Genomic DNA, 22,658 nt, shown 5'->3' on the forward strand with positions numbered 1-22,658 from the left:
GTCCTGCGCTACCCGGCGTACGTCTCGAACTCGGCGACCCTCGGCGTGCCGGAAGAGCCGGTGATCTCGAAGGTGACCTTGCGCAGCGAGGTGCTCGGGAAGGTGATGACCCCCGCCCCGCTGCCGGACTTCAGGACGGCACCGGTGTCGGCGTTGAGGACCCGGTAGGACCCGATGGCGCCCGTGGAGCCCGATGCCTCCCGAATGTTGATCTTGGAGACGGTCCTGGCGGAGCTCCACTTGACCGAGACGGAACCGGTGGAGCCGGCCGGCGACCAGGAGGTGCCCATGTCACCGTCGCGCACGTTGCCGTAGCTGGTCCCGCTCGCCTTGCTGGATCCGTCGGCGTCCGCCCCGATGCTCAGGTTGGTCCCGGTGGGCGGGTCGGTGGGGCCGGGCGGGTCCGTGGGTCCCGGTGGGTCGGTGGGTCCCGGCGGGTCGGTGGGACCCGGGTCCGGGGTCTGCGGAGTGCAGCTGCCGTCCGACACCTTCAGGCCCTTGTTGGCGCCCGCCGTCTGGCTCACGACGCTCGGCACGCAGCTCGCGCCGTCGAGGCTGTACGAGTACGGGATGCTCACCGTGGTGTTCGACTGCGGGTTCGGTCCGGCGGGCTGGTTGTCGCCGCTGCGGCTGGACCAGGTCACGTTGTCGAAGGTGTTGCCGCCGACCTGCCAGTAGCCGGCCTCGGAGGTGTAGAAGGTGCCGAGGACGTCCTTCGAGTCCTCGAAGTAGTTGTTGTCCACCTTGGCGCGGGCCCCGGCACGGGAGTTGATGCCCGACTCGTTGATGCGCGTGTAGTGGTTGTTGTAGATGTGGGCGATGCCGCCGCGCAGCAGGGGCACCCGGGAGTCGAGGTTCTCGTACTTGTTGTGGTGGTACGTGATGTAACCGTTGGACCGGTCGCTCTCGCTGGAGCCGACGAGGCCGCCGCGGCCGGAGTTGCGCAGGACGCTGTAGGACAGGGTCACGTACTGCGTGTTGTCCTTCATGTCGAAGAGGCCGTCGTAGCCCTCCGACTCGCCGCCGGACGCCTCCAGGGTGACGTGGTCGACCCAGACGTTGCGGACGTCGCTCTCCATGCCGATGGCGTCGCCGCCGTTGGAGGTGGGCGAGCCCGACTTCTTGACGTTCCTGACGGTCACGTTCTGGATGATGATGTTGCTCGACTCGCGGATGTGGATGCCGAGCTGGTCGAACGTGGCCCCGTTGCCGACACCGACGAGCGTGACGTTGCTGATCTGCTTGAGCTCGATCACACCGGCGGCGGTGTTGCAGCTGTTCCCGGAGACCTTGCTGGTGTTGCCGTGGTTGATGGTGCCCTCGACCTGGATGATGATCGGGGTGCTGCTGCTGGCCCGGTTGCACAGGGCCGTGTGGATCGCGGTTCCCGTGGTGGCCCGTACGGTCTGGCCGCCCGCGCCGCCGGTGGTACCGCCGTTCTGGGTCGCGTACCCGGTGGCGCTTCCGGTCGCCGCCGCTGCCTCTTCGGGCATCGACAGCGCCACGCCGGCCCCGGCCGCTAGGGCCATCGTGGCCAGCGCCGCCTGGAGTCGCCGCGCGACTGGTCGTCTCATCCTCGTCTCCTCTGCTGGGCTTGCGTGTGCGTGTGCGTGTGCGTGCGTGTGTGTGCGTTGTGTCTGTCTGTACTTGCGTGCGCGTGTGCCTGTCGCGTGTGTCTCCGCCCGCCCCGAGCCATGTCGTGGTCATGTGTCATGGTCATGTCACTACAAACGGCAAGGGGTGGAGCATGCGCGGCGACGGCGAGGCGTATCGGGGTGGAGCTCCGCTCCGACCGGAGGCGGCTCTTGCTGTGCGACGCCGTGGCAGGCGTCGCGAGGGGCGCCTCCGCCGGACGGTCCCAGCGCACCGGGAAAGCGCTTTCCGTTCGCGAGAATAGGGTGGCGCCGCTCACACTGACAAGGCTCCGTGCAAGCGGAAAATCATCGGTGAGCGCTCACCCGCGAGGCCCCGGCCGCCCCGGGGCGGGGTCGGCCGGGCCGGCCGGAGAGGTGAGCGGCGGGCGTCAGCTACGCGTCTCGCGCGACTGCTCGCCCTGCCCGGTGCTCCGTTCCCGCTCCTCCTGCTGCTTCTTCTCCTTCAGGCGGGCCGCTTCCTTCCGCACCTCGGCCTGGGTGGCCCGCTCCCGCCGGAGCCACTCGGGCTCCTCCTGCTTCAGCGCGTCGATCTGTTCCGTGGTGAGCGGCTCGGTGATCCCGCCGCGGGCGAGGCCCGCGATGGAGACGCCCAGCCTGGCGGCGACCACCGGACGGGGGTGCGGGCCGTTGCGTCGCAGTTCGCGCAGCCACTCCGGCGGGTCGGTCTGCAGCGCGTTCAGCTCGGCGCGCGAGACGACACCCTCCCGGAACTCGGCGGGGGTGGCTTCGAGGTACACACCCAGCTTCTTCGCCGCGGTCGCGGGCTTCATCGTCTGGGTGGTCTGGTGCGACGTCATGCCGTCAAGGGTATCGAGCATGTGAACCAGCTCCGACCACCGCCGACACGCCCGGTAACCTGGCGGAGTGACTGGCTCGGAAGTGTCCCCTTCGTTCCGGCTCGCGTACGTTCCGGGAGTGACACCCAGTAAGTGGGTGCGGATCTGGAACGAGCGGCTGCCCGACGTGCCCCTGCAGCTCCTCGCGGTGTCCGCCGCCGAGGCGGGTGACGTGCTGCGGGACGGCGGTGCCGACGCGGGTCTGGTCCGGCTGCCGGTCGACCGTACGGTCCTCAGCGCGATCCCGCTCTACACCGAGACCACGGTCGTCGTCATCCCGAAGGACCACGTCGTGGCGGCGGTCGAGGAGGTTTCCGCCGAGGACCTCGCCGACGAGATCGTGCTGCACCCCCTGGACGACGTCCTGGACTGGGAGCGCCCGCCGGGCCTGCCCGCCTTCGAGCGTCCGGCCACGACGGCCGACGCCGTCGAACTGGTGGCGGCGGGCATCGGGCTCCTGGTGGTCCCGCAGTCGCTCGCCCGCCTGCACCACCGCAAGGACCTGACCTACCGGACGGTCACGGACGCCCCTCAGTCGGGCGTCGCCCTGTCCTGGCCGGAGGATGCCACCACCGACCTGGTGGAGGACTTCATCGGCATCGTCCGCGGGCGGACCGTCAACAGCACCCGGGGCCGGCAGCAGCCCGCCGCACAGTCCAAGCCCGCGGCCAAGGCCGCGCGCTCCACGGCGGGTGGCGGCGCGCAGCGCAAACCGGCGGCCGGCAGGTCGTCCTCGTCCGGGAAGACCCGGCGGAGCGCTTCCGGCGGCGGATCCGGCGGCTCGGGCGGCTCCGGTGGGTCCCGGAGCGGTCGGCGGGGGAAGCCGCGGCGGCGGTCGTAGGCCGTGGGCGGGCGCAGGCCGTAGGTCTCGGGCAGTGGCCGTCGCCGTCTCGGACCGCTTCGGGGGCCGCACCCCGAGCGGTGGACCGCCGATGCCGGCGCCGCCGCACACAACGACTTTTTCGAGGACGACGAGGGCCGCTCCGGGCGACGCTCTTCCGCAACCCGGTCGCCGGCCACTGGCGCGCCCGTCGCGCGTCGCCGATGCCGCCGTGCCCGGTGTCGTACGGGTCGAGTGGACCGGCCCGCAGGGCGACCGGCTGTGCGTACGGCGCGCCGGGACGAGTGATCGTCGCACGAACGCGACCGGCGGATCGGCCGACCCGACCACCCGGTTCCGGCGCCCGGTGACCAGAACCGTTCCGCCCGATGACTCGTCCTGAGGACGAGGAAGCCGGACGGGAAGCCAGAACGGAGCGGGCGCGGGTGACCAGAGAAGTGATGCCGACGGTGAGGGCGGCGTTCCGGCGGGCGTGGCGGCGAACGAGGCGGCGGGCCCCGGGCGCCGGGGCGCGGGGCGGAGCGCGGAACGGGGCGCGGAACAGGGCGCGGAGCCGGTCGGTGTGGACGCGGGGGCGGGTGCTCGCCGCCCTCGCGGTCCTGACGGCCGGGCTGCTGCTGTTCCACCGGGCCGTGCCCGACTCCGTGGGCGGCATCTCCCTGGGGGGTGCGGGGAGTCTGCTGGAATCGTTCCTCCCGTGGCTCGGCCTGGTGGCCGTGGTCCTGCTCGTCCTGGCGCTGCTGCGCCGTTCGGTCACCGCGCTGGTGGCGCTGCTGCTGCCGATGGCCGCCTGGACGTGGCTCTTCGGCGGGCTGCTCCGGCCGGCGGAGCGGCCCGGTCCGCACGACCTGCTCGTGGTCCAGCACAACGTCAGCGACGAGAACACCGACCCGGCGGGCACGGCCCGCGCCCTGGCCGGGGCCGGACCCGACCTCATCGCGCTGCAGGAACTGGTGCCTCCCGCGCTGACGGAGTACGAGCGGACCCTCGCCCCGGACTACCCGTACCACGAGGTCCGGGGCACCGTCGGGCTCTGGTCCAGACACCCGCTCACCGGCACCCGGCCGCTGGACATCAAGCCCCGTGACATCACGGAGCCCTGGAGCCGCGGGCTGCGAACCGTGGTCCGCACGCCGCACGGCGAGGTCGCGGCGTACGTCGCGCACCTGCCCTCCATCCGCGTCGGGACCAGCGGCCTGGCGTCCTCCCGGCGCGACGAGAGCGCGGAACTGCTGGGCCGTGCCGTCGCCGCCGAGCCGGTGCGGACGGTGATCCTGCTGGGCGACCTGAACGGCACGGTCGACGACCGCGGGCTGGCCCCGCTGACCTCACGGCTGAACACGGCGGAACGCGGCGTCGCCCTCAGCTTCCCCGCCGCCTTCCCGCTGGCCCGGATCGACCAGGTCATGGCCCGCTCGGCGGCCGTCACCCACATCCGCACCCTGCCCGCCACCGGCAGCGACCACCTGCCGGTCGCCGCCCGCGTCGCACCCGGCTGACGAGCCCGCCCCGAACGGCCACCCGACCCGAACGGCCACCCGCCCCGACCGCCCACCGGAACCGGCCACCGCGACCGACCCAAGTACCGGAACCGGCCACCGCGACCGACCCGAGTAACTGACCACCGGCTCCGATCAGCAGATGAACGAGTGCGCTACATTGCGGATCGCCTTGACCGCGATCATCCTGATCCCTCACGCTACGGAGCCGGCCACCTCATGAGCGACATCGTCAACGGACTCGGCAGAGCCACCGCCTACGGCGGTGTGGGCCTGGTCCTGCTGGTCCTCGGTATCTTCCTGGTCGACCTGCTGACCCCCGGAAAGCTCGGCCGGCAGATCTGGCAGGAGCGCAACCGCAACGCCGCCGTGGTGCTCAGTTCGGCGCTGCTCGGTATCGGCGGCATCGTCTTCACCTCCATCTGGACGACGTACGAGGACTTCGGCAAGGGGCTGCTGTCGACCGCGCTGTTCGGGCTGCTGGGACTGGTGATGATGGCCGTGGCGTTCCTGGTGGTCGATCTGGTGACGCCCGGGCGCCTGGGCGCGACGCTGGTCGAACAGGAGCCGCACCCCGCGGTCTGGGTGACGGCGTCCTGCAACCTCGCGGTGTCCGCGATCATCTCGGCGTCCATAGCCTGACACCCCGTCAGCCCCGAGTCCGGCGGATCAGAGGGTCACACCAGCCTCCTGATGTCACCGCGGACCCGGTAGAAACCGCCCGACGCGGGGTGCAGCGCGTCGACGACGTACCGGGCGCCCGGTTCCCGTATCGCGCGCGGGAACTGGACGTTCCACGACCGGTCGTAGCCGTCCGACACCACATGGATCCGCGTGCGGCCGCCCTCCTGCACGCACTCCACGACCACCGAACCGGCGGGCACGGAGGCCACGGACGTGACGGAGGTGGCGGCCGTGACCGGGGTGTACGTGGGCACCTCGGCCGCGGCGGCGAGCTTGATGTCGCGGGCGACCGGCACCGACCCCTGCTGGGCGGCCGTCACCGCCGCCTCGCTCGCGTCCACGCACACCAGGGAACCGTCGGTGGTGACCAGGTAGAGCCGTTCGTCGCGGTACTGCATCGACAGCGCGGAACCACCGCCGCCCGTACCGAGCTTCCACAGTCTCGTGCCGTCCCGGTCGAAGCAGTACACCGAGGAGGCGGAGTCCCCCGCGAAGACGAACCGCCCGCCGGGGGAGGTGGCGCACGAGTACACCGGGCTGTCGCACTGGTACGCCGCCTCGACGGCGCCGGTCGCCTTCGACAGCCGCTGCACCACGCGGTGCGAGGTCCCCGCGTACACCGCGTCGTCCTCCTGCCAGCCGAAGAGCACGCCGCCCTGGGTGGGCGTGTGCCACAACTCGGTGCCGCCGTCGGGGGAGTGGGCCGTCACGCCGCCCGAGTGCCCGTGGTACACGGCCCGGTCGTCGGCCCGCACCATCCAGGCGTGCGCGCCGCGCCCGCCGCGCGCCCACTGATGCTCGTCCTCGTGGTCGATGACGGTGAGCCGCCCGTCCCGGTCCGCGACGTTCAGCACGCCCTCGTGGATGTCGAGCCAGAAGATGTCCACGTCCGCGGCGATGTCGTAGGCGGCGAACGGCAGCTTGGACGACAGGTCGTACACCCGCCCGTCGTCGCAGCCGGCGTAGATCCAGAAGTCGTCGGCGACAAGGCATTTCACCCCGTCCGGCAGCTGATACCGGGCGAGCACCTCACCGCCGTGCGCGAGCGTGTAGACGTCCCCGGCCTGGTTCCCCACCCAGCACCGCTCGTCGTCGATGTGGATGCCGAACGCCGCGGATCCCGTACGGAACCGCCACAGCACCGGAGCGACGGCGCGGGCCGTGGACGGCGCGGAGGCCACCTGACGACGCGTCACCGCACGCGGCGCGCGCTGCCCCTGCACAGCGGGCGCGTACCCCTTGCGCACCTTCTCGCCTATCTTCTTGGCGGCCGCGGCCTGTGCCTTCTCGACGCTGGGAAAGGACGACGTCGTGGTCTGCCCGGCGGCGCCGATCCGTCCGTAACGGATGGACACGACCTGCCCCTGGACGGTCACCTCGTAGAACTTGTGCGCGCCCCCGCCGTCCTGCGACAGCTCCAGATACGTCTTCGATGTCGTCGACATGGCAGACAGACCTCTCCCCAGGTCAGGGCCTGCGGCGTGTTCCGCGGGTCCCATTGCCTGAACCGTAGAGGGGGGCACTGACAGTCGGTCCGGCGCTCCGCCGTGGGGCGTTCGGGGCCGACGCCGACGAAGGCGCCGACGACACACCGTAGGTATCCTTGATCGCATCGTCATCGCGGCCCGACGGGCTTCCGCTCCACTCCGGTGGAGTCTCGAAGGACACGCCCCCACCCGCACGAGTCACTTCGTGCTGCCTGGGGGAAGTCCTTGCTGTTCCGCGCGTCCGCGAAAACCGTCGCCGAGAAGGCACTCGACAGTTCGCTCCTCCTCCACCTCACCGAGCAGTTCGTCCATATGCACGGCCATCGTCCCAGCACGTCGGAGATACGCTCCTGGGAGCGGAGCATCCCTGCCCTGGCCACCGCACTCAACGACGCGGGTCTCGGTGACGTGGAGGTCATGCTGGAGTACGCGCTGCCGCTGAACAGCAAGCGCGCCGATGCCGTGCTCGCGGGTGTGCACCCCACCACGGGCGAACCGTCGTACGTCGTCGTGGAGCTGAAGCAGTGGAGTCAGGCGGAGCCGGAGGAGGACGACCCGGTGCTGTGCCGTGTCGATGCCTACGCCCACCCGGTCCTCAACCCCATCGAGCAGGTACGCCGCTACTGTGATTACCTCGTCAACTTCAACGGTGCGGTGGCCGAACATCCCCACCGTGTCAGCGGAGTGAGCTACCTGCACAACGCGACGGAGTTCGGTGTCAGCGGTCTGCGGGCCATCGAGCTCGACGACCGCGGCCAGATGTTCACGGGCGACCGGCGCGGCGAGTTCATCGATCATCTGCGGTCCAGGCTCAGCGACAGGCAGCCGGGCGCCCGCGCCGCCGACGAGCTCCGATCGGGCAGGACAGTCCCGTCGAAGCAGTTGATGTCGGTCGCGGCCCAGGAGGTGCGTGAGCGTGAGCAGTTCGTACTTCTGGACGAGCAGCAGGTCGCGTATCGCATGGTGCTCAACGCGGTGGAGAAGGCCAAGCGGTCCAACCACAAGGAGGTTCTGGTCGTCACCGGCGGCCCCGGCACCGGCAAGAGCGTCATCGCCCTCTCCCTGCTCGGCGAACTGTACCGGCGGGGCATTCCGGCCTTGCATGCCACCGGTTCGCAGTCGTTCACCAAGACGATGAGGAAGGTCGCGGGTACCCGCAAACGCGAGGTGCAGGACCTCTTCAAGTACTTCAACAGCTTCATGACGACCGAGGCGAACACTCTCGACGTCCTGATATGTGACGAGGCGCACCGCATTCGCGAGACCTCGGCCAACCGCTACACCCCGGCGGCCCACCGCACCGGCAAGCGGCAGATCGACGAACTCATCGACGTCGCCCGGGTCCCCGTCTTCCTCCTCGACGAGCACCAGGTGGTGCGCCCCGGCGAGATGGGCACCGTGAAGGAGATCGAGGCGGCCGCGGCGGCCCAGGGTCTCGAGTGCCGCGTCGTGCCGCTGGAGAGTCAGTTCCGCTGTGGCGGCAGTGACGCGTACCTGCGCTGGGTGGTCCGGCTCCTCGGCCTGGAGCCCGGTGGGCCGGTCGTCTGGGAACCCGATGACCGCATGAGGCTGCTGGTCGCCGAGAGCCCACAGGAGATGGAAGCATTCCTCGAAGCACGTCGTGCCCAGGGGTACGGCGCCCGCATGTCCGCGGGTTACTGCTGGCGCTGGTCCCCGGAGCCGAAGCCCGGAGATCCGCTTCCGGCGGACGTCGTCATCGGCGACTGGGCCCGTCCCTGGAACCTCCGTGGCGACCGTGCCGTCTCCGGCGCCCCGCCGTCGGCCCTGTGGGCCACGGACCCGGCCGGCTTCGGCCAGGTCGGCTGCGTCTACACCGCGCAGGGCTTCGAGTACGACTGGTCCGGCGTCATCATCGGCCCCGACCTGCTCTGGCGCGGCGACCGCTGGATCACGGACCGGACGGCGTCCAAGGACCCGGTGTTCAAGAAGTCGACCCCGGACAGCGATGTCGACCGTCTGATCCGGAACACTTACAAGGTGCTGCTCACTCGGGGCATGGTCGGCACGATCGTGTACTCGACGGACCCGGAGACCCGGGAGAAGCTGCGGGAACTGGCGGGCGGCGTGGCGCGGGAATCCGTGCCGGCCTGACGGAGCCGGCGTGCCCCGATGTGAACCGTGAAACGCGGTACTTCGATTTCCTGTTCGAGTGAGGCGGCTCGACACGCTCTTCGCCGCGGTTGGATGCAAGCTGGTGGTGGGGGCACAGAGGCAGCCGTACGACGGAGAGAGGTCGATGGCCATGACGGATCCGGAGAACGAGCCGAAAGCCGTGAACGGCCCCCGCGGGCTGTGGTCGGGCGGAGAGCGCCCCTACGACCCGGAGGACCTGGTCAGGGCCATGGGAGCCGATCCGACCCCGGAGCGGGTCGAGAGGGCCAGGAAGATGATCGAGGAGGAAGGGCCCTCGGTGATCGAGAAGTACCTGCCCTAGGCGGCGGGGCCGGCAACACGTGTCTGCCGGGGGAGGGCCCCTGATCTGACCGGACAGGGGCCCTCCGGGAGATGGGCTTCGCGGGCTTCACGGGCATCAATATGATCGGCTCGTTCCGCGCCGAACGGCGAGGGATCCGAGAGACCGGAAAGCCGAGAAATCCGAGGAAGCCCCTGTGAACGACGTCGCGCCCTCCTACCGGCTCGTCCCGGGTGCGCCCGGCTCCCCGGTGATCCTGCACGTCCCGCACTCCTCGCGGGCGATACCGGCCGACGTACGCGAGGGCATCGTCCTCGACGACGGCGCGCTGGAGCGGGAGCTGGACCACATCACCGACGCGCACACCGCCCGGATCGCCGCGGAGGCCGCCGTACGGTCGGCCACGACTCCCTGGCAGTTCGTCAACCAGCTGTCGCGTCTCGTGGTGGACCCGGAGCGGTTCCCCGACGAGCGGGAGGAGATGCTGTCGGCCGGCATGGGTGCCGTGTACACGCGGACGACGCACCGGGAGGTCCTCCGCCCGGACGGGTACGACGGCGAACCGCTCGTCGAGCGCTACTTCCGGCCCTACGCCGCCGCCGTGACCGCCGCCGTCGCCGAACGGCTGGAGACGGTCGGGCGGGCGGTCGTCGTCGACGTCCACTCGTACCCGACCGAGCGCCTGCCGTACGAACTCCACGGCGACGGTCCCCGGCCGCCCGTCTGCCTGGGCCGCGACGGCTTCCACACGCCGGCCGAGCTGCTGGACGAGGCCCGGAAGGCGTTCGACTGCTTCGGCGGTACTGGAGTCAACACTCCCTTCGCGGGGGCGTACGTCCCGCTCAGGTACTACGGGAACGACCCGCGGGTGAGCGCCCTGATGATCGAGATCCGGCGGGACGTCTACATGAGCGAGCCCGGAGGACCGTCCGGGCCGGGGCTCGGGGCGGTGGCGGAGGCGCTCGCCGGGCTGGTGGACGCGGTGAGCGGGTGAGCGGAGGTCCGGACCGGTCCGGCCGTTCCTCGCGCTTACGAGTGGCTCACGCGGCCCTGCTCCCCTTCGGCCGCTCCCGCACCACGTCCCCCGGCGCCTTGTCGCTGCGTAGTCCCAGGAACCGGCTGTGCCGCAGCATCCCGTCCCGCGTCCACTCGGTGAACGCGATCTGGGCGACCAGGCACGGCTCGATCCAGCGGGCCGTGCGCTCGCGGATGCGGCCCCGGTCGGCGAAGGGTGAGGCCGGGACGCGAAGATCGTCCATGTGCCGGCGCATGATCACCAAGGTGCGGTGGTCGAAGCCCGTGCCGACCCTGCCCGCGTAACGCAGGGCGCCGTCCTCGTAGTAGCCGAGGAGCAGGGCGCCGAAGCCGACGCGGCTGCCGGCCGGCTCGGTGAAGCCCCCGATGACGAACTCCTGGCCCTGCGAGCACTTCAGCTTGAGCCAGTCCGGGGAGCGGCGCGTCTGGTAGCGGCTGCCGGCCCGCTTGGCGATCAGGCCCTCCCAGCCGCGGTCGCAGGCGGCCGACAGCAGGTCGTCGCCGTTCTGGTTGCGGTGGGTCGTGAAGCGCAGCGGGGTGTCGTAGGCGAGCGCGCGCCGCAGCAGTGACTTGCGGTCGCGCAGGGGGAGCGGTCTGACGTCCGTGCCGTCCAGGCGCAGCAGGTCGAAGAGGTAGTACGTCACGGCGACCGGGCTCGCCTCGACGTCGCGGCGGCGGGTGAGGCCCATGCGCTGCTGCAGCAGGCCGAAGTCCGTGCGGTTGCCGGAGAACGCCACGATCTCGCCGTCCACGGTGAAGTCCGCGCATTCCTGAGCGGCGAGCGCTTCGACGATCTCCGGGTACGTGGCGTCGAGGCGGTTGCCCGTACGGGAGTACAGGGCGACGTGACCCCCTTCGCGCACGGCGAGCGCACGGATCCCGTCCAGCTTGCGCTCGAAGATCCACTCGTCGGAGAAGCCGCGTCGGTCGGTCAGGGTGGCGGCCATCGGCCGGGAGGCCAGTTCGACGCCCGGGCGCGCCGGACGCAGCAGCTGCCGCCGGTCGGCCGGAAGCGTCGCGAGCAGGTCCGGCATCGCGGCTCACTCCTCCCGGGTGTCCGCGGCCACCTGGGCGAGGGTGCGGCCGCTGGTCACGGAGCGGGCGCGGCGGGGGTCCGGCGTGCCGTCGCCGTCCGCGGTGCCGGTCCGCTCGCCCTTGTGCCCCTTGCGTACGAGCAGCCACGCCTCCTCGCCGCCGTCACCGCTCCCGTCACCGCGGAACCGGGTCAGGGCGTACTCGCCGTGCAGTTTCGCGCCGCTCAGCCGGAAGGTCGCGTGCCCACGCTCCAGGGACTCCCCGAACGGAACGGGCCGCCCCTCGCGGTCATGGCCGAGCGGCTCGTACGTACCGTGATCCCACACGATCACCGTGCCGCCGCCGTACTCGCCCCGAGGGATGACGCCCTCGAAGTCCTCGTACGCCAGTGGGTGGTCCTCCGTCGGTACGGCGAGCCGCTTGTCCCCTGGGTCCGTGGACGGGCCCTTGGGGACGGACCAGGACTTGAGGACGTCGGCCACCTGCAGCCGGAAGTCGAAGTGCAGGGTGCTCGCGTCGTGGATCTGCACGACGAAACGCGGTGCCGAGCCGGGGTCGCCGCCTCCCGGGGCCGCCGTTCCGTCGCCGGGCTCCGCGGTCCGTTCGAAGTCGCGTCTGCTCCGGTACTTCCGCAGCCGGTCGGTCCCGGCGCCCTGGTCGCCTCGGTCACTCCGCGTCACTTCGGCTCCTTCCCGGTAGCCGTTCCCCGGCGCATCCGGTCGTCCGGCGTCCCGGGTACCCCACTGGTGGTGTCCCCGCACACGGGGCCCGTCGTCCCGGCTGGCAATCGCGTGTCCGGCGCACCGCTGTGCTCGCGATGTCCGTGTGCGGCACGGGACCGGCGGCTCGTGCTGCCGGAAGGGGCTGGGCAGCGGTGACCTGCCGCGTGTCACCCGGCCACCGCGAGCCCGGCCTCCCGCCGTGTGACGACGTCCGGTGTCTCGGCGGCGGGTACGGGAACGGGCAGGGGAGCCGCCTCCTCCCGTGGCAGGGGAGCCGCCGCCTCCCGTGGCAGGGGAGCCGCCGCCTCCCGTGGCAGGGGAGCCGCCGCCTCCCGCGTCCGCCACAGCCCCACCACATCGCGTCCGAACGACCACACCAGCGACCCCAGGGCCATCGCCACGAGGGCCGCCGACGCCACGTACGGCAGCCGGCCCGAGGCCGCCGCCAGCAGCACCACTCCCTGGACCGCCGCCACCGTCTTGCGGGCCATGCTGTGCGGCAGCGCACCGTTCAGCCACGGCAGCACCCGGGCGGCGGCCACGAAGGCGTACCGCATGAGGCCGATCAGCAGGACCCAGGGGCCGAGCGGCACCGACACGTACACGCTCAGCACCAGGATGAGGAACGCGTCCACCTCCATGTCGAAGCGTGCGCCGAGCGCGGTCGTGGTGCCCGTGCGGCGGGCCACCTTGCCGTCCACGCCGTCCAGGAGCAGGGCCACCGCCGTCAGACCGACCAGCAGCGTCACCGGTGGCGCCGCCCGGAAGGAGTCGGCGACCAGGGCGGTGACCCCGCCGACCAGGACGGTCCGGCCCAGCGTCACCCGGTTCGCCGGGCCGAAGGAGGGCGGCCGGGTGCGGCGCAGGGCCCGGGTGAGGGCCGTCCAGGTGCCGAGCGCGAACGCCAGGCCCGTCAGCCAGCCCGCCGGACCCAGTCCGGTCGTGCTGCACAGCAGGGTCAGCAGCAGGAGCTGGGCACCCGCGCCCGCTGTCGTCTCCCGGAGCGACGTCCGTGCGTAGTGGGGGTGGTCGAGGGCAGAGTTGTGCAGGGTCACCGGATACCTTCCGAACGTGTGACAGGGGTGATCTCGGTCGCGTCCCGAGTGCGCGACCGAGAGCGCGACCGAGTGCGCGTCCGGCTGCGTGACTGAGCGCGCGACGTCCACCGCTGCGTACGTGAGGGAGCAGCCGATCGTTCAGGGACCGTCCAGGGAGACCCGATGAACCACACCGCCCACGCCTTCTGGCTCCGCTCGCCCGGGCAGGGTGAGATCAGGGAGACGCAGGTGCCCGGGCCCGCCGCCGGAGAGGTACTGGTACGGGCCCTGTACTCGGGCGTCAGCCGCGGCACCGAGACGCTCGTGTTCCGCGGCGGGGTGCCCGTCAGCCAGTACGGCAGCATGCGCGCGCCGTTCCAGGAGGGCGACTTCCCCGGGCCCGTGAAGTACGGATACCTCAGCGTCGGGGTGGTGGAGGAGGGGCCGGAGGAACTGGCCGGGCGGACCGTCTTCTGTCTGTACCCGCACCAGACGCGGTACGTCGTGCCCGCGAGCGCCGTCACCGTCGTGCCGGAGAGCGTGCCCGCCGGGCGCGCCGTGCTCGCCGGGACCGTGGAGACCGCGGTGAACGCCCTCTGGGACGCGGCGCCGCTGATCGGCGACCGGATCGCCGTGGTCGGCGGCGGCATGGTCGGCTGTTCGGTCGCGGCGCTCCTCGGCCGCTTCCCGGGTGTGCGGGTCCAGCTCGTCGACGCCGATCCCGCGCGCGCCGAGGTCGCCCGCGCCCTCGGTGTGGACTTCGCGCTGCCCGCCGACGCGCTGGGGGAGCGTGACCTCGTGGTCCACGCCAGCGCCACCGAGCGGGGGCTAGCCCGGTCGCTCGAACTCCTCGCGCCCGAGGGCACGGTGATCGAGCTGAGCTGGTACGGCGACCGGCGGGTGAGCCTGCCGCTGGGCGAGGCGTTCCACTCACGGCGGCTCACCGTGCGCAGCAGCCAGGTCGGCACCGTCTCGCCGGCGGGGCGCCCGGGCCGTACGTACGCGGACCGGCTGGCGCTCGCCCTCGACCTGCTCGCCGACCCGGCCCTCGACGCGCTCGTCACGGGGGAGTGCGCGTTCGGGGAGCTGCCCGGTGTCATGCCGCGGCTCGTCTCCGGGGAGCTGCCCGGTCTGTGCCACCGGGTGCGGTACGAGGCCTGAGACCGGCCGGACGACGACGGACTGAACAACGGGTGGGGGGCAGCCGTACTACACGGCGTGCCCCGGCCCGGGGCACGCGCACCGCATCGGGAGGGCCGTCCGTTGTTCAGCATCACCGTCCGCGATCACCTCATGATCGCTCACAGCTTCCGCGGCGAGGTCTTCGGCCCCGCGCAGCGCCTGCACGGGGCCACGTTCCTCGTGGACGCCACCTTCCGCCGCACCGAGCTGGACGACGACGGCATCGTCGTCGACATCGGGCTCGCGACCAGAGAACTCGGCGCCGTGGTCGGGGAGCTGAACTACCGGAACCTCGACGACGAGGACGAGTTCGCGGGCACGAACACCTCCACGGAGTTCCTCGCCAAGGTCATCGCCGACCGGCTCGCCGAGCGTGTCCACAAGGGCGCGCTGGGCGAGGGGGCCCGGGAGCTCGCCGGCATCACCGTCACCCTGCACGAGTCGCACATCGCCTGGGCGAGTTACGAGCGTGACCTGTGAGCGGCACCGATACGCGCCGGGCGACCGGAGACGGCACGCGGCAGCCCAGGCTCGCCCACGTCCCCGCCCAGAGCACGGCTCCCGCCGACACCACCTACGCCGGAATCGTCCCCATGTCCCTGCGCACCGTGCACTTCGTGATGCCGGGCGGCGTCGACGACCCGGCCCGCCCGAGCGGCGGCAACGCCTACGACCGCCGGATCTGCCTCGACCTGCCCGGCTTCGGCTGGCAGGTGCGGCGGCACACCGTGGACGGCGACTGGCCCCGCCCCGGCGCGGCCGCCCGCGCCGGACTCGCCCGTCTCCTGCGCGACCTGCCCGACGGCACGGTCGTCCTGCTCGACGGGCTCGTGGCCTGCGGCGTCCCCGAGATCGTCGGTCCCGAGGCCCGACGGCTCGGTCTCGCCGTGCTGGTGCACCTGCCGCTCGCCGACGAGACCGGCCTCGCCCCCGGGACGGCCGCCGGACTCGACGCCGCGGAACGGGCGGTGCTGCGCGCCGTGCCCGCCGTCGTCGTGACCAGCGACTGGGCGGCACGGCGACTCGTGTCGCACCACGGTCTCGCGCCCGAACGCGTCCACGTCGCCGCCCCGGGCGCCGACATCGCGCCCCTCGCGCCCGGCACCGACGGCGTGTCCCGGCTGCTGTGCGTGGCCGCGGTGACCCCGCGCAAGGGACAGCACCGGCTGGTGGAGGCCCTCGCCCGCGTCCCCGAACTGCCCTGGAGCTGCGAGCTGGTGGGCGGGCTCGGCCAGGACCCCGAGTACGCCGGCCGCCTGCGCTCGCTGATCGCGCGGCACGGGCTGGAGGAGCGGGTGCGGCTGACCGGACCGCGGACCGGCGCCGCGCTCGACGCCAGCTACGCCGCCGCCGACCTCATGGTGCTCACCTCGTCCGCGGAGACGTACGGCATGGCCGTCACCGAGGCCCTCGCCCGCGGCATCCCCGTCCTCACCACCGACGTCGGCGGGCTGCCCGAGGCGGTCGGGCGCGCACCGGACGGCGGGGTGCCCGGCATCCTCGTACCGCCGGAGGACCCCGGGACCAGTACGGCCGTCGCCGCGGAGCTGCGCCGCTGGTTCGGCGAGGCCGACGTGCGCCGCCGGCTCAAGGCCGCGGCCCGCGGCCGCCGGGCCGCGCTCGACGGGTGGGCGGCCACGGCCCGCAGCCTGGCCGGCGCGCTGGGACGGCTGCGCCACGAACCACGGAAGGCGGCGTGAGCGGATGACCACGACGACATCGGGCACCGCCGACGGGACGCCCGCGAACCGCGGTCCGGCCCCCGGCCGCGGCCGCCGTACGAGGCCGAGCCCGTCGGGGCGTGGCGAGGGTACGGCCCCGGCGGCAGCGGCAGCGGCAGCGGAGTCGGCGGGCGCCCCCGAGGTGCACCGGTACGCCCCGGAGTGGCTGGAGCTGCGGGAGGGCGCCGACGCCGCCGCCCGCGCCGCCGGCCTGCTCGGCCCGTTGCGGATCCGGCTCGCGAACCGGCCGGGACGGGCCGGCACGCGTCTCGTCGTGCACGATCTCGGCTGCGGTACGGGCTCGATGGGCCGCTGGCTCGCGCCCCGGCTCGACGGCGCCCAGCACTGGGTGCTGCACGACCACGACCCGGACCTGCTGCGTCTGGCCGCCGACCGCGCACCGCGCGCCGCGGCCGACGGCAGCCCCGTGACGGTGACGGCACGGCGCGCCGGGATCGGGCGGCTGACCGCCGCCGACCTGGCGGGCGCGTCCCTCGTCACCGCCTCCGCGCTGCTCGACGTGCTCACGCGCGACGAGATCGACACGCTCGCCGGGGCCTGCGCGGGCGCGGGCTGCCCGGCCCTGCTGACGCTGTCCGTCGCCGGGCGGGTGGAGCTCACCCCGGCGCACCCGCTGGACGCCGGGATCGCCGATGCCTTCAACGCCCACCAGCGCCGGGGGCAACTGCTCGGTCCCGACGCCGTCGACGCGGCCCGCGAGGCCTTCGAGCGGCGCGGCGCGACCGTACAGGTGGCTCCGAGTCCCTGGCGGCTCGGTCCCGGGCACGCGATGCTGACGGAGGAGTGGCTGTGCGGCTGGGTCGGCGCGGCGTGCGAGCAGCGCCCGGACCTCGCGGCACGTGCGGACACGTACCTGCTGGAGCGGCTGGTCGCGTGCCGCACCGGTGAACTGCGGGTGGCCGTCCACCACAACGACGTCCTCGCCCTGCCCCGGCCGACGGGCGGAGCTGCATGAGCGCGCCGGTCTGCACGGCCCCGGTGACCGGTGCGCGGACGGCCGCGCCGGACGGTGACGCGCACCCGCGGACGTACCGGGCGAGGCACACGATCACGCCCGCCGTCGCGGCCTCCCGCCCCGCACGGCTGCTCCGGCCCGTGCGCCCCCACCTCGGCACCCTCGCCGGCACCGCCATCATGGGGGTGCTGCTGTGGCGGCTCGGCACGGGCGTCTTCCTCGACGGTCTGCGGCGCATCGACGCCGCGACCCTCGTGGCGGCGGTCGGCATCGGCGTCCTCACCACGGTGCTCAGCGCCTGGCGCTGGTGCGTGGTGGCGCGCCGCCTGGGTCTCCGGCTGCCGCTCGGACCGGCCGTCGCGGACTACTACCGGGCGCTGTTCCTCAACGCGGCCCTGCCCGGCGGTGTCCTCGGCGACGTGCACCGCGCGGTGCGGCACGGGCGGAGCGCCGGGGACCTGGGACGCGGCGTACGGGCCGTCGTGCTGGAACGGGCCGCGGGGCAGGCCGTCCTGGCCGTGGCCGGAGTAACGGTCCTCCTCGTCCTGCCGTCCCCGGTGCTGTCCGGGGTCCGGCACGTGGCCGCCGCGCTCGCGCTCGGCGCGCTGGGCGGGCTGGCGATCGTGGCGGCGGTCCGCATGGGGCGGACACCCGGCGCCGGGGACGGCGCAGGGCGGACGCCGGGTCCCGCGCGCCGGGGCCGTGCGCTGCGGGCCGTGCTCGCCGAGGCGCGCGGGGCGCTGCTGTCCCGGGGGAGCCGGGCGGGCGTCCTGCTGTCGTCCGTCCTGGCACTGGCCGGGCACGTGGCGATGTTCCTGCTCGCCGCCCGGGTCGCCGGGTCGGCGGCGCCCGCGGTCGAACTGGTGCCGCTCGCGCTGCTGGCGCTGCTCGCCATGAGCCTGCCGCTGAACGTGGGCGGCTGGGGTCCCCGGGAGGGCGTCACCGCCTGGTCGTTCGGCGCGGCGGGACTCGGCGCCTCCCAGGGAATGACCGTGGCCGTCGTGTACGGCGTGCTCGGCTTCGTGGCCGCCCTGCCCGGGACGTGCGTCCTCGCCGCGCGCTGGTACGCGGGGCTGCGGGCGCGCCGGCGGGATCAGGACGAGGAGACGCCGCGCCCCGCGAACCCCTCGCCGGTCACCACCGACAGGTACGCCCCGAACGACTCCACCAGCCCCGCCAGCAGCTCCTTCCCCTTCGCGGCGGTGGCGAGCGAGGGGCGGCCGACGACACCGGACGCGGTGTAGGCCGACATGCCGAGGGAGAGGAGGTGACGGCGGTCGTCGGCGAGGAGATCGGTGGCTTCGTGACCGGGCCGGACCATGTCGGGATGGCAGTGCAGGAGTATGGAGGTCTCCATCTCCCCCGCGTGCATGTCGCTGAGCAACGAGGTCTCCACGCCCGCCCGTTCGCGGGCGGCGTCCCAGTCCTCGGCCGCCGGGAAGAGCGCCACGCGATGTCCCTCGGCGGCGGATTCCTGCACCACGTTGCCGAGCACGTAGTTCCCGCCGTGTCCGTTGACCACCACGAGTGCCTCCACCCCGGACCGGCGCAGCGAGGCCGCGATGTCCCGGACGACGGCGTACAGGGTGGGGGCGGAGATGCTGACCGTGCCCGGCCAGGCCGCGTGCTCGTGCGAGCAGGAGACGGTCACGGGCGGCAGCAGGTGCACCGGGTACGCGGCGGCCACCTCCCGCGCTATGGCGCAGGCGACGAGCGTGTCGGTGGCGAGCGGCAGGTACGGGCCGTGCTGCTCGTAGCTGCCGACGGGCAGGACGGCGACCTGGGTGCCCGGGCCCGCCGCCGCCCGCGCCCGTACGTCCTCGGTGGTGTCCGCCGGCAGCACCGGCTCCGGGCGCCGTCCCGGGACGCAACCCGGCTGCGTATCCGAACTGTTCATGTCGTCACGGCCCTTTCGACTCACCAGACACACCAGCCACTCACCAGACACACCAGCCACTCACCAGACACACCAGACAGGAACCAGATCATGACAGGAACTGCTGACGTAATCGGTATGAGTGTGAATGCCGGGCCCTCCGGTGCCGTTCGCGTGGTGAGTTCCCCGCTGCCCACCGTGTACGGCGCGTTCGAGGCCGTCGGCTACCTGGACCAGGACAGCGGCGAGGAACAGGTGGCGCTCGTGTACGGCGACATCGGCGCCGCGGACGGCGAGGGGATACTCACCCGGCTGCACTCGGAGTGCCTGACCGGGGACGCGTTCGGCTCCCAGCACTGCGAGTGCGGCGAGCAGCTCGCCGGCGCGCTCAGGGCCATCGTGGCCGAGGGCCGCGGCGTCCTCGTCTACCTGCGCGGGCACGAGGGCCGCGGCATCGGCCTGCTCGCCAAACTGCGGGCGATGAAGCTCCAGGCGGAGGGCCTGGACACGGTCGAGGCGAACCTCGCCCTGGGCCTGCCGGTGGACGCCCGCGACTACCGCGTCGCGGCGGAGATGCTGCACGACCTCGGCGTCCGCTCGGTCCGCCTGATGTCGAACAACCCGCGCAAACGGGAGGCGCTGCTGCGGCACGGCGTCGAGGTCGGCGAGCAGGTGCCCCTGCTGATCCCGCCGTGCGAGGACAACATCACCTACCTGCGCACCAAGCGGGAACGCCTCGACCACCACCTGCCCCACCTGGACGCGGTGGTCAGCTCCCCCTGACGCCCCCCGACGAAGTGACCACCGCGCTCCCGTCAGCCCACCACCGCCTCGTGCACCAGCCTGCGCAGTTCGGGGACGACGGTGTTGGCGGACGCCGGACGGACCTGGCTCATGAACTGGACCGTCAGGTCGCGGTGCGGGTCGACCCAGAACGTGGTGGTGGCGACACCGCTCCAGCCGAACGTGCCGCTGCTCGACGGCGTCTCGGTCACCTCGGGGTCGACGACGACCGAGACGCCGTACCCGAAGCCGAGGCCCGCGTTGACGGGCAGCCGGTGGGCGGGGCTGCCGTGGGTGCGCAGGTCGGCGCCGCCGGGGAGGTGGTTGGTGGTCATGGCGGTGACGGACTCCGGGGAGAGCAGCCGGGCGCCGTCGAGTTCGCCGCCCCGGCGCAGGAACTCCATGAAACGGTGGTAGTCGTGGGCCGTGGCCACCATGCCGCCGCTGCCGGACAGCAGCCGCGGGCGGCCGTGCACCGGCAGGCCGGGGACCGGGGCGATACCGCCGTCCTCGGTCTCCCCGTACAACTCGGCCAGCCGGCCCGCCTGTTCGCCCGTGACGTGGAAGCCCGCGTCCGTCATGCCCAGCGGCCCGAAGATCCGCTCGCGGCAGAACGTGTCGAGCGCCTGCCCCGAGGCGACCTCGACGACCCGGCCGAGGACGTTGGACGCCACCGAGTAGTTCCACTGCGTGCCCGGCTCGAACTGCAGCGGCAGGCGCGCGTACGCCTCGACCGTCGTGGCCAGGTCCGAGCCGGGCAGTACCGAACTCGCCAGGCCCGCCTCGCGGTACCGGGCGTCCACCGGGTGGGAGTGGTAGAAGGCGAAGGTCAGCCCCGAGGTGTGGGTCAGCAGATGGTGGACCAGCATCGGCTGCTCGACGGGCCGGGTGCGGATGCCGGTGCCCTCACCGGACTCGTACACCCGCGTCTCGGCGAAGGCGGGGACGTACCGGGACACCGGGTCCGTCAGGGCGAGCCGGCCCTCCTCCGCCAGCATCAGCGCGGCCACCGCCGTGACCGGCTTCGTCATCGAGTAGATCCGCCAGATCGTGTCGGTCCCGACCGGAAGCCGCGCCTCGCGGTCGCGGTGGCCGTACGTCGTGAGGTGGGCGACACGGCCGTGCCGGGCCACCGCGACGAGAAAGCCGGGCAGGTGGCCCTCGTCGACCAGATGGGCGAAGTGCTGGTCGAGACGGGCCAGTGCCTTGGGGTCCAGCCCGGCCTCGGCCGGTTCGGTCTCCTGCCGCAGTCGTTCCATGGTTCTCCCGTACTCCTGACGGACCCCAGGGGAGTCCGACTCGCTGTTCCACGTGCATGCTCGCTCACCAACGTGCCTCCCCCTCGGCGTACCCCGCGGAACGCGTCCTCGCCGGAACATGCCGCGGGGCGGCGTCGTTGGGCAGGGCATGACCGAGGACGCACTGCTCGACCTGCTGACCGAGTACGACGGCGGAGTGCTGGTGACGCTCAAGGCCGACGGACGGCCGCAGCTGTCGAACGTCAGCCACGCCTACTGCCCCGACGAGCGCACCGTGCGCGTCTCCGTCACGGACACCCGGGCCAAGACCCGCAACATGCGCCGCGACCCCCGGGTGTCGTACCACGTGACGAGCGCCGACCGGTGGGCCTACACCGTCGTGGAGGGCACCGCCGAGCTGACGCCGGTGGCCGCGGACCCGCACGACGGGACGGTCGAGGAACTGGTCCGGCTCTACCGCGACGTCCAGGGGGAGCATCCCGACTGGGGCGACTTCCGCGCGGCCATGGTCCGGGACCGCAGGCTCGTGCTGCGCCTCCGGGTGGAACGCGCGTACGGCGTGCCCCGGGGCTGAGCCGGCGGCTCACCGCTCACCGTCGGTACGGGCCTCGATCGCGTGGAGCACGGCCACCATGTCGGCGTCGCCGTGCCCGAGCGCCACGGTCTCGTCGAAGAGGGCGTGGCAGACGTCCAGCAGCGGGGAGGCCAGGTCCGCCTTCCGCGCGGCCTCGGCGATCAGCCGGTTGTTCTTCAGCACGTCCCGGGCCGCGGCCTGCACGCCGAAGTCGCCGGCCAGCAGCTTGGCGCCCTTCGTCCGGGACACTCCGCTCGCCATCGGTCCGGCGTCGAGGATCTCCAGGAAGCGACGCCGGTCGAGGCCCTGCCGGCCGGCGAAGTGGAAGGCCTCGGTGAGCCCGGTCGCCAGCGTGATCAGGAACAGGTTGACCGAGAGCTTCATCAGCAGCGCGTCCGGCACGGTGCCGCAGACGAACGCCTCGTGGCACACGGAGCCGAGGAGCGGCCGTACGGCGGCGACGGCCTCCTCGTCCCCGGCCAGCATCGCCACCAGCCGCCCGGCCTCGGCGGGCCCGCGGGAGCCGGAGACGGGAGCCTCGACGTAACGGCCGCCCGCCGCGCGGACGTCGGCCTCCAGGGCGCGGGAGAACTCGGGCGAGGTGGTGCCCATGTGGACGACGGTGCGCGCGGTGACGCGCTCCGCGAAGTCCGGTGTGCCCCGGCCCAGGACCGAGTCGACGGCCGTCTCGTCGGCGAGCATCAGAATCACGGTGCCGGCCCGGGCGAAGACCTCGCCGGGCCCGGCGGCCACCTCGGCGCCGGCCGCGCGCAGCGGCTCGCAGCGGGCCGGGGTGCGGTTCCAGACGAGCAGCCGCGCGCCGGCGCGGACGAGGTTGAGCGCCATGGGCCGGCCCATGACACCGAGGCCGATGAAGCCGACGCGGGCGACCTGGCCGTCGTACACGATGCACCGCCGTTCCCGCCCGGCACGTCCGCCTGCCGGGCTCCGTCCTGGACCGTACGCGCTGATGACGGCGGTCATGCTAGTGGCCGTCACGCCCCGGCGGGGCGGGCCGTGCG

At 72.9% G+C, this 22,658-nt stretch carries 21 protein-coding genes and 1 pseudogene; 13 read left to right on the forward strand and 9 right to left on the reverse strand.

From position 1 onward, the window contains the following. Positions 1–8 precede the first annotated feature (8 nt). Together IEZ04_RS28980 and IEZ04_RS28985 are read right to left on the reverse strand one after the other, a co-directional pair. On the reverse strand, positions 9–1,574 hold the full coding sequence (locus IEZ04_RS28980; protein WP_189219948.1) for a pectate lyase family protein: 1,566 nt from the start codon (positions 1,572–1,574) through the stop codon (positions 9–11). 449 nt (positions 1,575–2,023) lie between these two features. Next, complete coding sequence (locus IEZ04_RS28985; RefSeq protein WP_189219949.1) at positions 2,024–2,452, reverse strand: DUF5997 family protein; 429 nt, start codon at positions 2,450–2,452, stop codon at positions 2,024–2,026. Between the two features lie 67 nt (positions 2,453–2,519). On the opposite strand from IEZ04_RS28985, the gene IEZ04_RS28990 reads away from it, so the two are divergent. The 3 genes from IEZ04_RS28990 to IEZ04_RS29000 all read left to right on the forward strand — a co-directional run bounded on the left by IEZ04_RS28990 (position 2,520) and on the right by IEZ04_RS29000 (position 5,473). Beyond that, positions 2,520–3,332, forward strand: a complete 813-nt coding sequence (locus IEZ04_RS28990; RefSeq protein WP_189219950.1) for a LysR family substrate-binding domain-containing protein — start codon at positions 2,520–2,522, stop codon at positions 3,330–3,332. A gap of 578 nt (positions 3,333–3,910) precedes the next feature. Next, positions 3,911–4,831 carry an endonuclease/exonuclease/phosphatase family protein gene (locus tag IEZ04_RS28995; RefSeq protein WP_373296376.1) on the forward strand — a complete coding sequence of 307 codons (921 nt, stop codon included), beginning with the start codon at positions 3,911–3,913 and terminating at the stop codon, positions 4,829–4,831. Positions 4,832–5,050: 219 nt separating this feature from the next. Beyond that, positions 5,051–5,473, forward strand: a complete 423-nt coding sequence (locus tag IEZ04_RS29000; RefSeq protein WP_189219951.1) for a DUF350 domain-containing protein — start codon at positions 5,051–5,053, stop codon at positions 5,471–5,473. A 35-nt stretch (positions 5,474–5,508) separates the two neighbouring features. On the opposite strand, the gene IEZ04_RS29005 is transcribed toward IEZ04_RS29000, so the two are convergent. After that, the gene (locus tag IEZ04_RS29005; RefSeq protein WP_189219952.1) at positions 5,509–6,960 is read right to left on the reverse strand and encodes a WGR domain-containing protein; all 1,452 of its coding nucleotides are present in this window, start codon (positions 6,958–6,960) and stop codon (positions 5,509–5,511) included. Between the two features lie 267 nt (positions 6,961–7,227). Here IEZ04_RS29005 and IEZ04_RS29010 point away from each other — a divergent pair, with 267 nt between their 5' ends. The 3 genes from IEZ04_RS29010 to IEZ04_RS29020 all read left to right on the forward strand — a co-directional run bounded on the left by IEZ04_RS29010 (position 7,228) and on the right by IEZ04_RS29020 (position 10,430). Continuing rightward, a complete protein-coding gene (locus tag IEZ04_RS29010) occupies positions 7,228–9,114 on the forward strand; it encodes a DUF2075 domain-containing protein (RefSeq protein WP_189219953.1) in 1,887 nt (628 codons plus the stop codon). A gap of 145 nt (positions 9,115–9,259) precedes the next feature. Next, positions 9,260–9,457 (forward strand): hypothetical protein, encoded by a 198-nt coding sequence (locus IEZ04_RS29015; RefSeq protein WP_373296374.1) that lies wholly within the window; start codon positions 9,260–9,262, stop codon positions 9,455–9,457. A gap of 175 nt (positions 9,458–9,632) precedes the next feature. Continuing rightward, positions 9,633–10,430: an N-formylglutamate amidohydrolase gene (locus IEZ04_RS29020; RefSeq protein ID WP_189219954.1), complete on the forward strand. Its 798-nt coding sequence runs from the start codon at positions 9,633–9,635 to the stop codon at positions 10,428–10,430. 46 nt (positions 10,431–10,476) lie between these two features. Here the strand turns inward: IEZ04_RS29020 and ligD are convergent, their stop codons facing one another. The 3 genes from ligD to IEZ04_RS29035 form a co-directional block, all read right to left on the reverse strand. Beyond that, positions 10,477–11,505, reverse strand: a complete 1,029-nt coding sequence (gene ligD, locus IEZ04_RS29025) for a non-homologous end-joining DNA ligase (RefSeq protein WP_189219955.1) — start codon at positions 11,503–11,505, stop codon at positions 10,477–10,479. A gap of 6 nt (positions 11,506–11,511) precedes the next feature. Further along, positions 11,512–12,186 (reverse strand): DNA polymerase ligase N-terminal domain-containing protein, encoded by a 675-nt coding sequence (locus IEZ04_RS29030; protein ID WP_229821342.1) that lies wholly within the window; start codon positions 12,184–12,186, stop codon positions 11,512–11,514. Between the two features lie 209 nt (positions 12,187–12,395). Continuing rightward, the gene (locus IEZ04_RS29035; RefSeq protein ID WP_229821343.1) at positions 12,396–13,283 is read right to left on the reverse strand and encodes a CDP-alcohol phosphatidyltransferase family protein; all 888 of its coding nucleotides are present in this window, start codon (positions 13,281–13,283) and stop codon (positions 12,396–12,398) included. Between the two features lie 165 nt (positions 13,284–13,448). Here IEZ04_RS29035 and IEZ04_RS29040 point away from each other — a divergent pair, with 165 nt between their 5' ends. The 5 genes and pseudogenes from IEZ04_RS29040 to IEZ04_RS35240 all read left to right on the forward strand — a co-directional run. After that, complete coding sequence (locus IEZ04_RS29040; RefSeq protein ID WP_189219956.1) at positions 13,449–14,426, forward strand: zinc-dependent alcohol dehydrogenase; 978 nt, start codon at positions 13,449–13,451, stop codon at positions 14,424–14,426. Positions 14,427–14,528: 102 nt separating this feature from the next. After that, a complete protein-coding gene (locus IEZ04_RS29045; protein WP_189219957.1) occupies positions 14,529–14,927 on the forward strand; it encodes a 6-pyruvoyl trahydropterin synthase family protein in 399 nt (132 codons plus the stop codon). Then, a complete protein-coding gene (locus IEZ04_RS29050; RefSeq protein WP_189219958.1) occupies positions 14,924–16,147 on the forward strand; it encodes a glycosyltransferase family 4 protein in 1,224 nt (407 codons plus the stop codon). Before IEZ04_RS29045 ends, IEZ04_RS29050 begins: the two co-directional genes overlap by 4 nt. A 4-nt stretch (positions 16,148–16,151) precedes the next feature. Beyond that, positions 16,152–17,144: an SAM-dependent methyltransferase gene (locus IEZ04_RS29055; protein ID WP_189219959.1), complete on the forward strand. Its 993-nt coding sequence runs from the start codon at positions 16,152–16,154 to the stop codon at positions 17,142–17,144. Positions 17,145–17,323: 179 nt separating this feature from the next. Then, positions 17,324–18,118, forward strand: a pseudogene (locus IEZ04_RS35240) (lysylphosphatidylglycerol synthase transmembrane domain-containing protein); the annotation flags it as partial. 119 nt (positions 18,119–18,237) lie between these two features. Here IEZ04_RS35240 and IEZ04_RS29060 read toward each other — a convergent pair. Further along, entirely contained in the window at positions 18,238–19,041 is an 804-nt protein-coding gene (locus IEZ04_RS29060; protein ID WP_189219960.1) for a creatininase family protein, read from the reverse strand. Between the two features lie 117 nt (positions 19,042–19,158). On the opposite strand from IEZ04_RS29060, the gene ribA reads away from it, so the two are divergent. Further along, on the forward strand, positions 19,159–19,803 hold the full coding sequence (gene ribA / locus IEZ04_RS29065; protein WP_373296375.1) for a GTP cyclohydrolase II: 645 nt from the start codon (positions 19,159–19,161) through the stop codon (positions 19,801–19,803). A 32-nt stretch (positions 19,804–19,835) separates the two neighbouring features. On the opposite strand, the gene IEZ04_RS29070 is transcribed toward ribA, so the two are convergent. Then, a complete protein-coding gene (locus IEZ04_RS29070; protein ID WP_189219962.1) occupies positions 19,836–21,062 on the reverse strand; it encodes a serine hydrolase domain-containing protein in 1,227 nt (408 codons plus the stop codon). Positions 21,063–21,210: 148 nt separating this feature from the next. Between IEZ04_RS29070 and IEZ04_RS29075 the strand changes: the two genes are divergently transcribed. Continuing rightward, complete coding sequence (locus IEZ04_RS29075) at positions 21,211–21,636, forward strand: TIGR03618 family F420-dependent PPOX class oxidoreductase (RefSeq protein WP_189219963.1); 426 nt, start codon at positions 21,211–21,213, stop codon at positions 21,634–21,636. A gap of 9 nt (positions 21,637–21,645) precedes the next feature. Here the strand turns inward: IEZ04_RS29075 and IEZ04_RS29080 are convergent, their stop codons facing one another. Next, entirely contained in the window at positions 21,646–22,620 is a 975-nt protein-coding gene (locus IEZ04_RS29080) for an NAD(P)-dependent oxidoreductase (RefSeq protein WP_189219964.1), read from the reverse strand. Positions 22,621–22,658: the final 38 nt, after the last annotated feature.

Source organism: Streptomyces ruber (assembly GCF_014648075.1).
Taxonomy (GTDB): domain Bacteria; phylum Actinomycetota; class Actinomycetes; order Streptomycetales; family Streptomycetaceae; genus Streptomyces; species Streptomyces ruber.

Coding starts and splice junctions, on each gene's coding strand:
- IEZ04_RS29000 (WP_189219951.1), top strand. CDS start 5,051: ATGAGCGACATCGTCAACGGACTCGGCAGAGCCACCGCCTACGGCGGT.
- IEZ04_RS29070 (WP_189219962.1), bottom strand. CDS start 21,062: ATGGAACGACTGCGGCAGGAGACCGAACCGGCCGAGGCCGGGCTGGAC.
- IEZ04_RS29075 (WP_189219963.1), top strand. CDS start 21,211: ATGACCGAGGACGCACTGCTCGACCTGCTGACCGAGTACGACGGCGGA.
- IEZ04_RS28985 (WP_189219949.1), bottom strand. CDS start 2,452: ATGACGTCGCACCAGACCACCCAGACGATGAAGCCCGCGACCGCGGCG.
- IEZ04_RS28980 (WP_189219948.1), bottom strand. CDS start 1,574: ATGAGACGACCAGTCGCGCGGCGACTCCAGGCGGCGCTGGCCACGATG.
- IEZ04_RS29005 (WP_189219952.1), bottom strand. CDS start 6,960: ATGTCGACGACATCGAAGACGTATCTGGAGCTGTCGCAGGACGGCGGG.
- IEZ04_RS29055 (WP_189219959.1), top strand. CDS start 16,152: ATGACCACGACGACATCGGGCACCGCCGACGGGACGCCCGCGAACCGC.
- IEZ04_RS29015 (WP_373296374.1), top strand. CDS start 9,260: ATGGCCATGACGGATCCGGAGAACGAGCCGAAAGCCGTGAACGGCCCC.
- IEZ04_RS29080 (WP_189219964.1), bottom strand. CDS start 22,620: ATGACCGCCGTCATCAGCGCGTACGGTCCAGGACGGAGCCCGGCAGGC.
- IEZ04_RS29040 (WP_189219956.1), top strand. CDS start 13,449: ATGAACCACACCGCCCACGCCTTCTGGCTCCGCTCGCCCGGGCAGGGT.
- IEZ04_RS29060 (WP_189219960.1), bottom strand. CDS start 19,041: ATGAACAGTTCGGATACGCAGCCGGGTTGCGTCCCGGGACGGCGCCCG.
- ribA (WP_373296375.1), top strand. CDS start 19,159: ATGAGTGTGAATGCCGGGCCCTCCGGTGCCGTTCGCGTGGTGAGTTCC.
- ligD (WP_189219955.1), bottom strand. CDS start 11,505: ATGCCGGACCTGCTCGCGACGCTTCCGGCCGACCGGCGGCAGCTGCTG.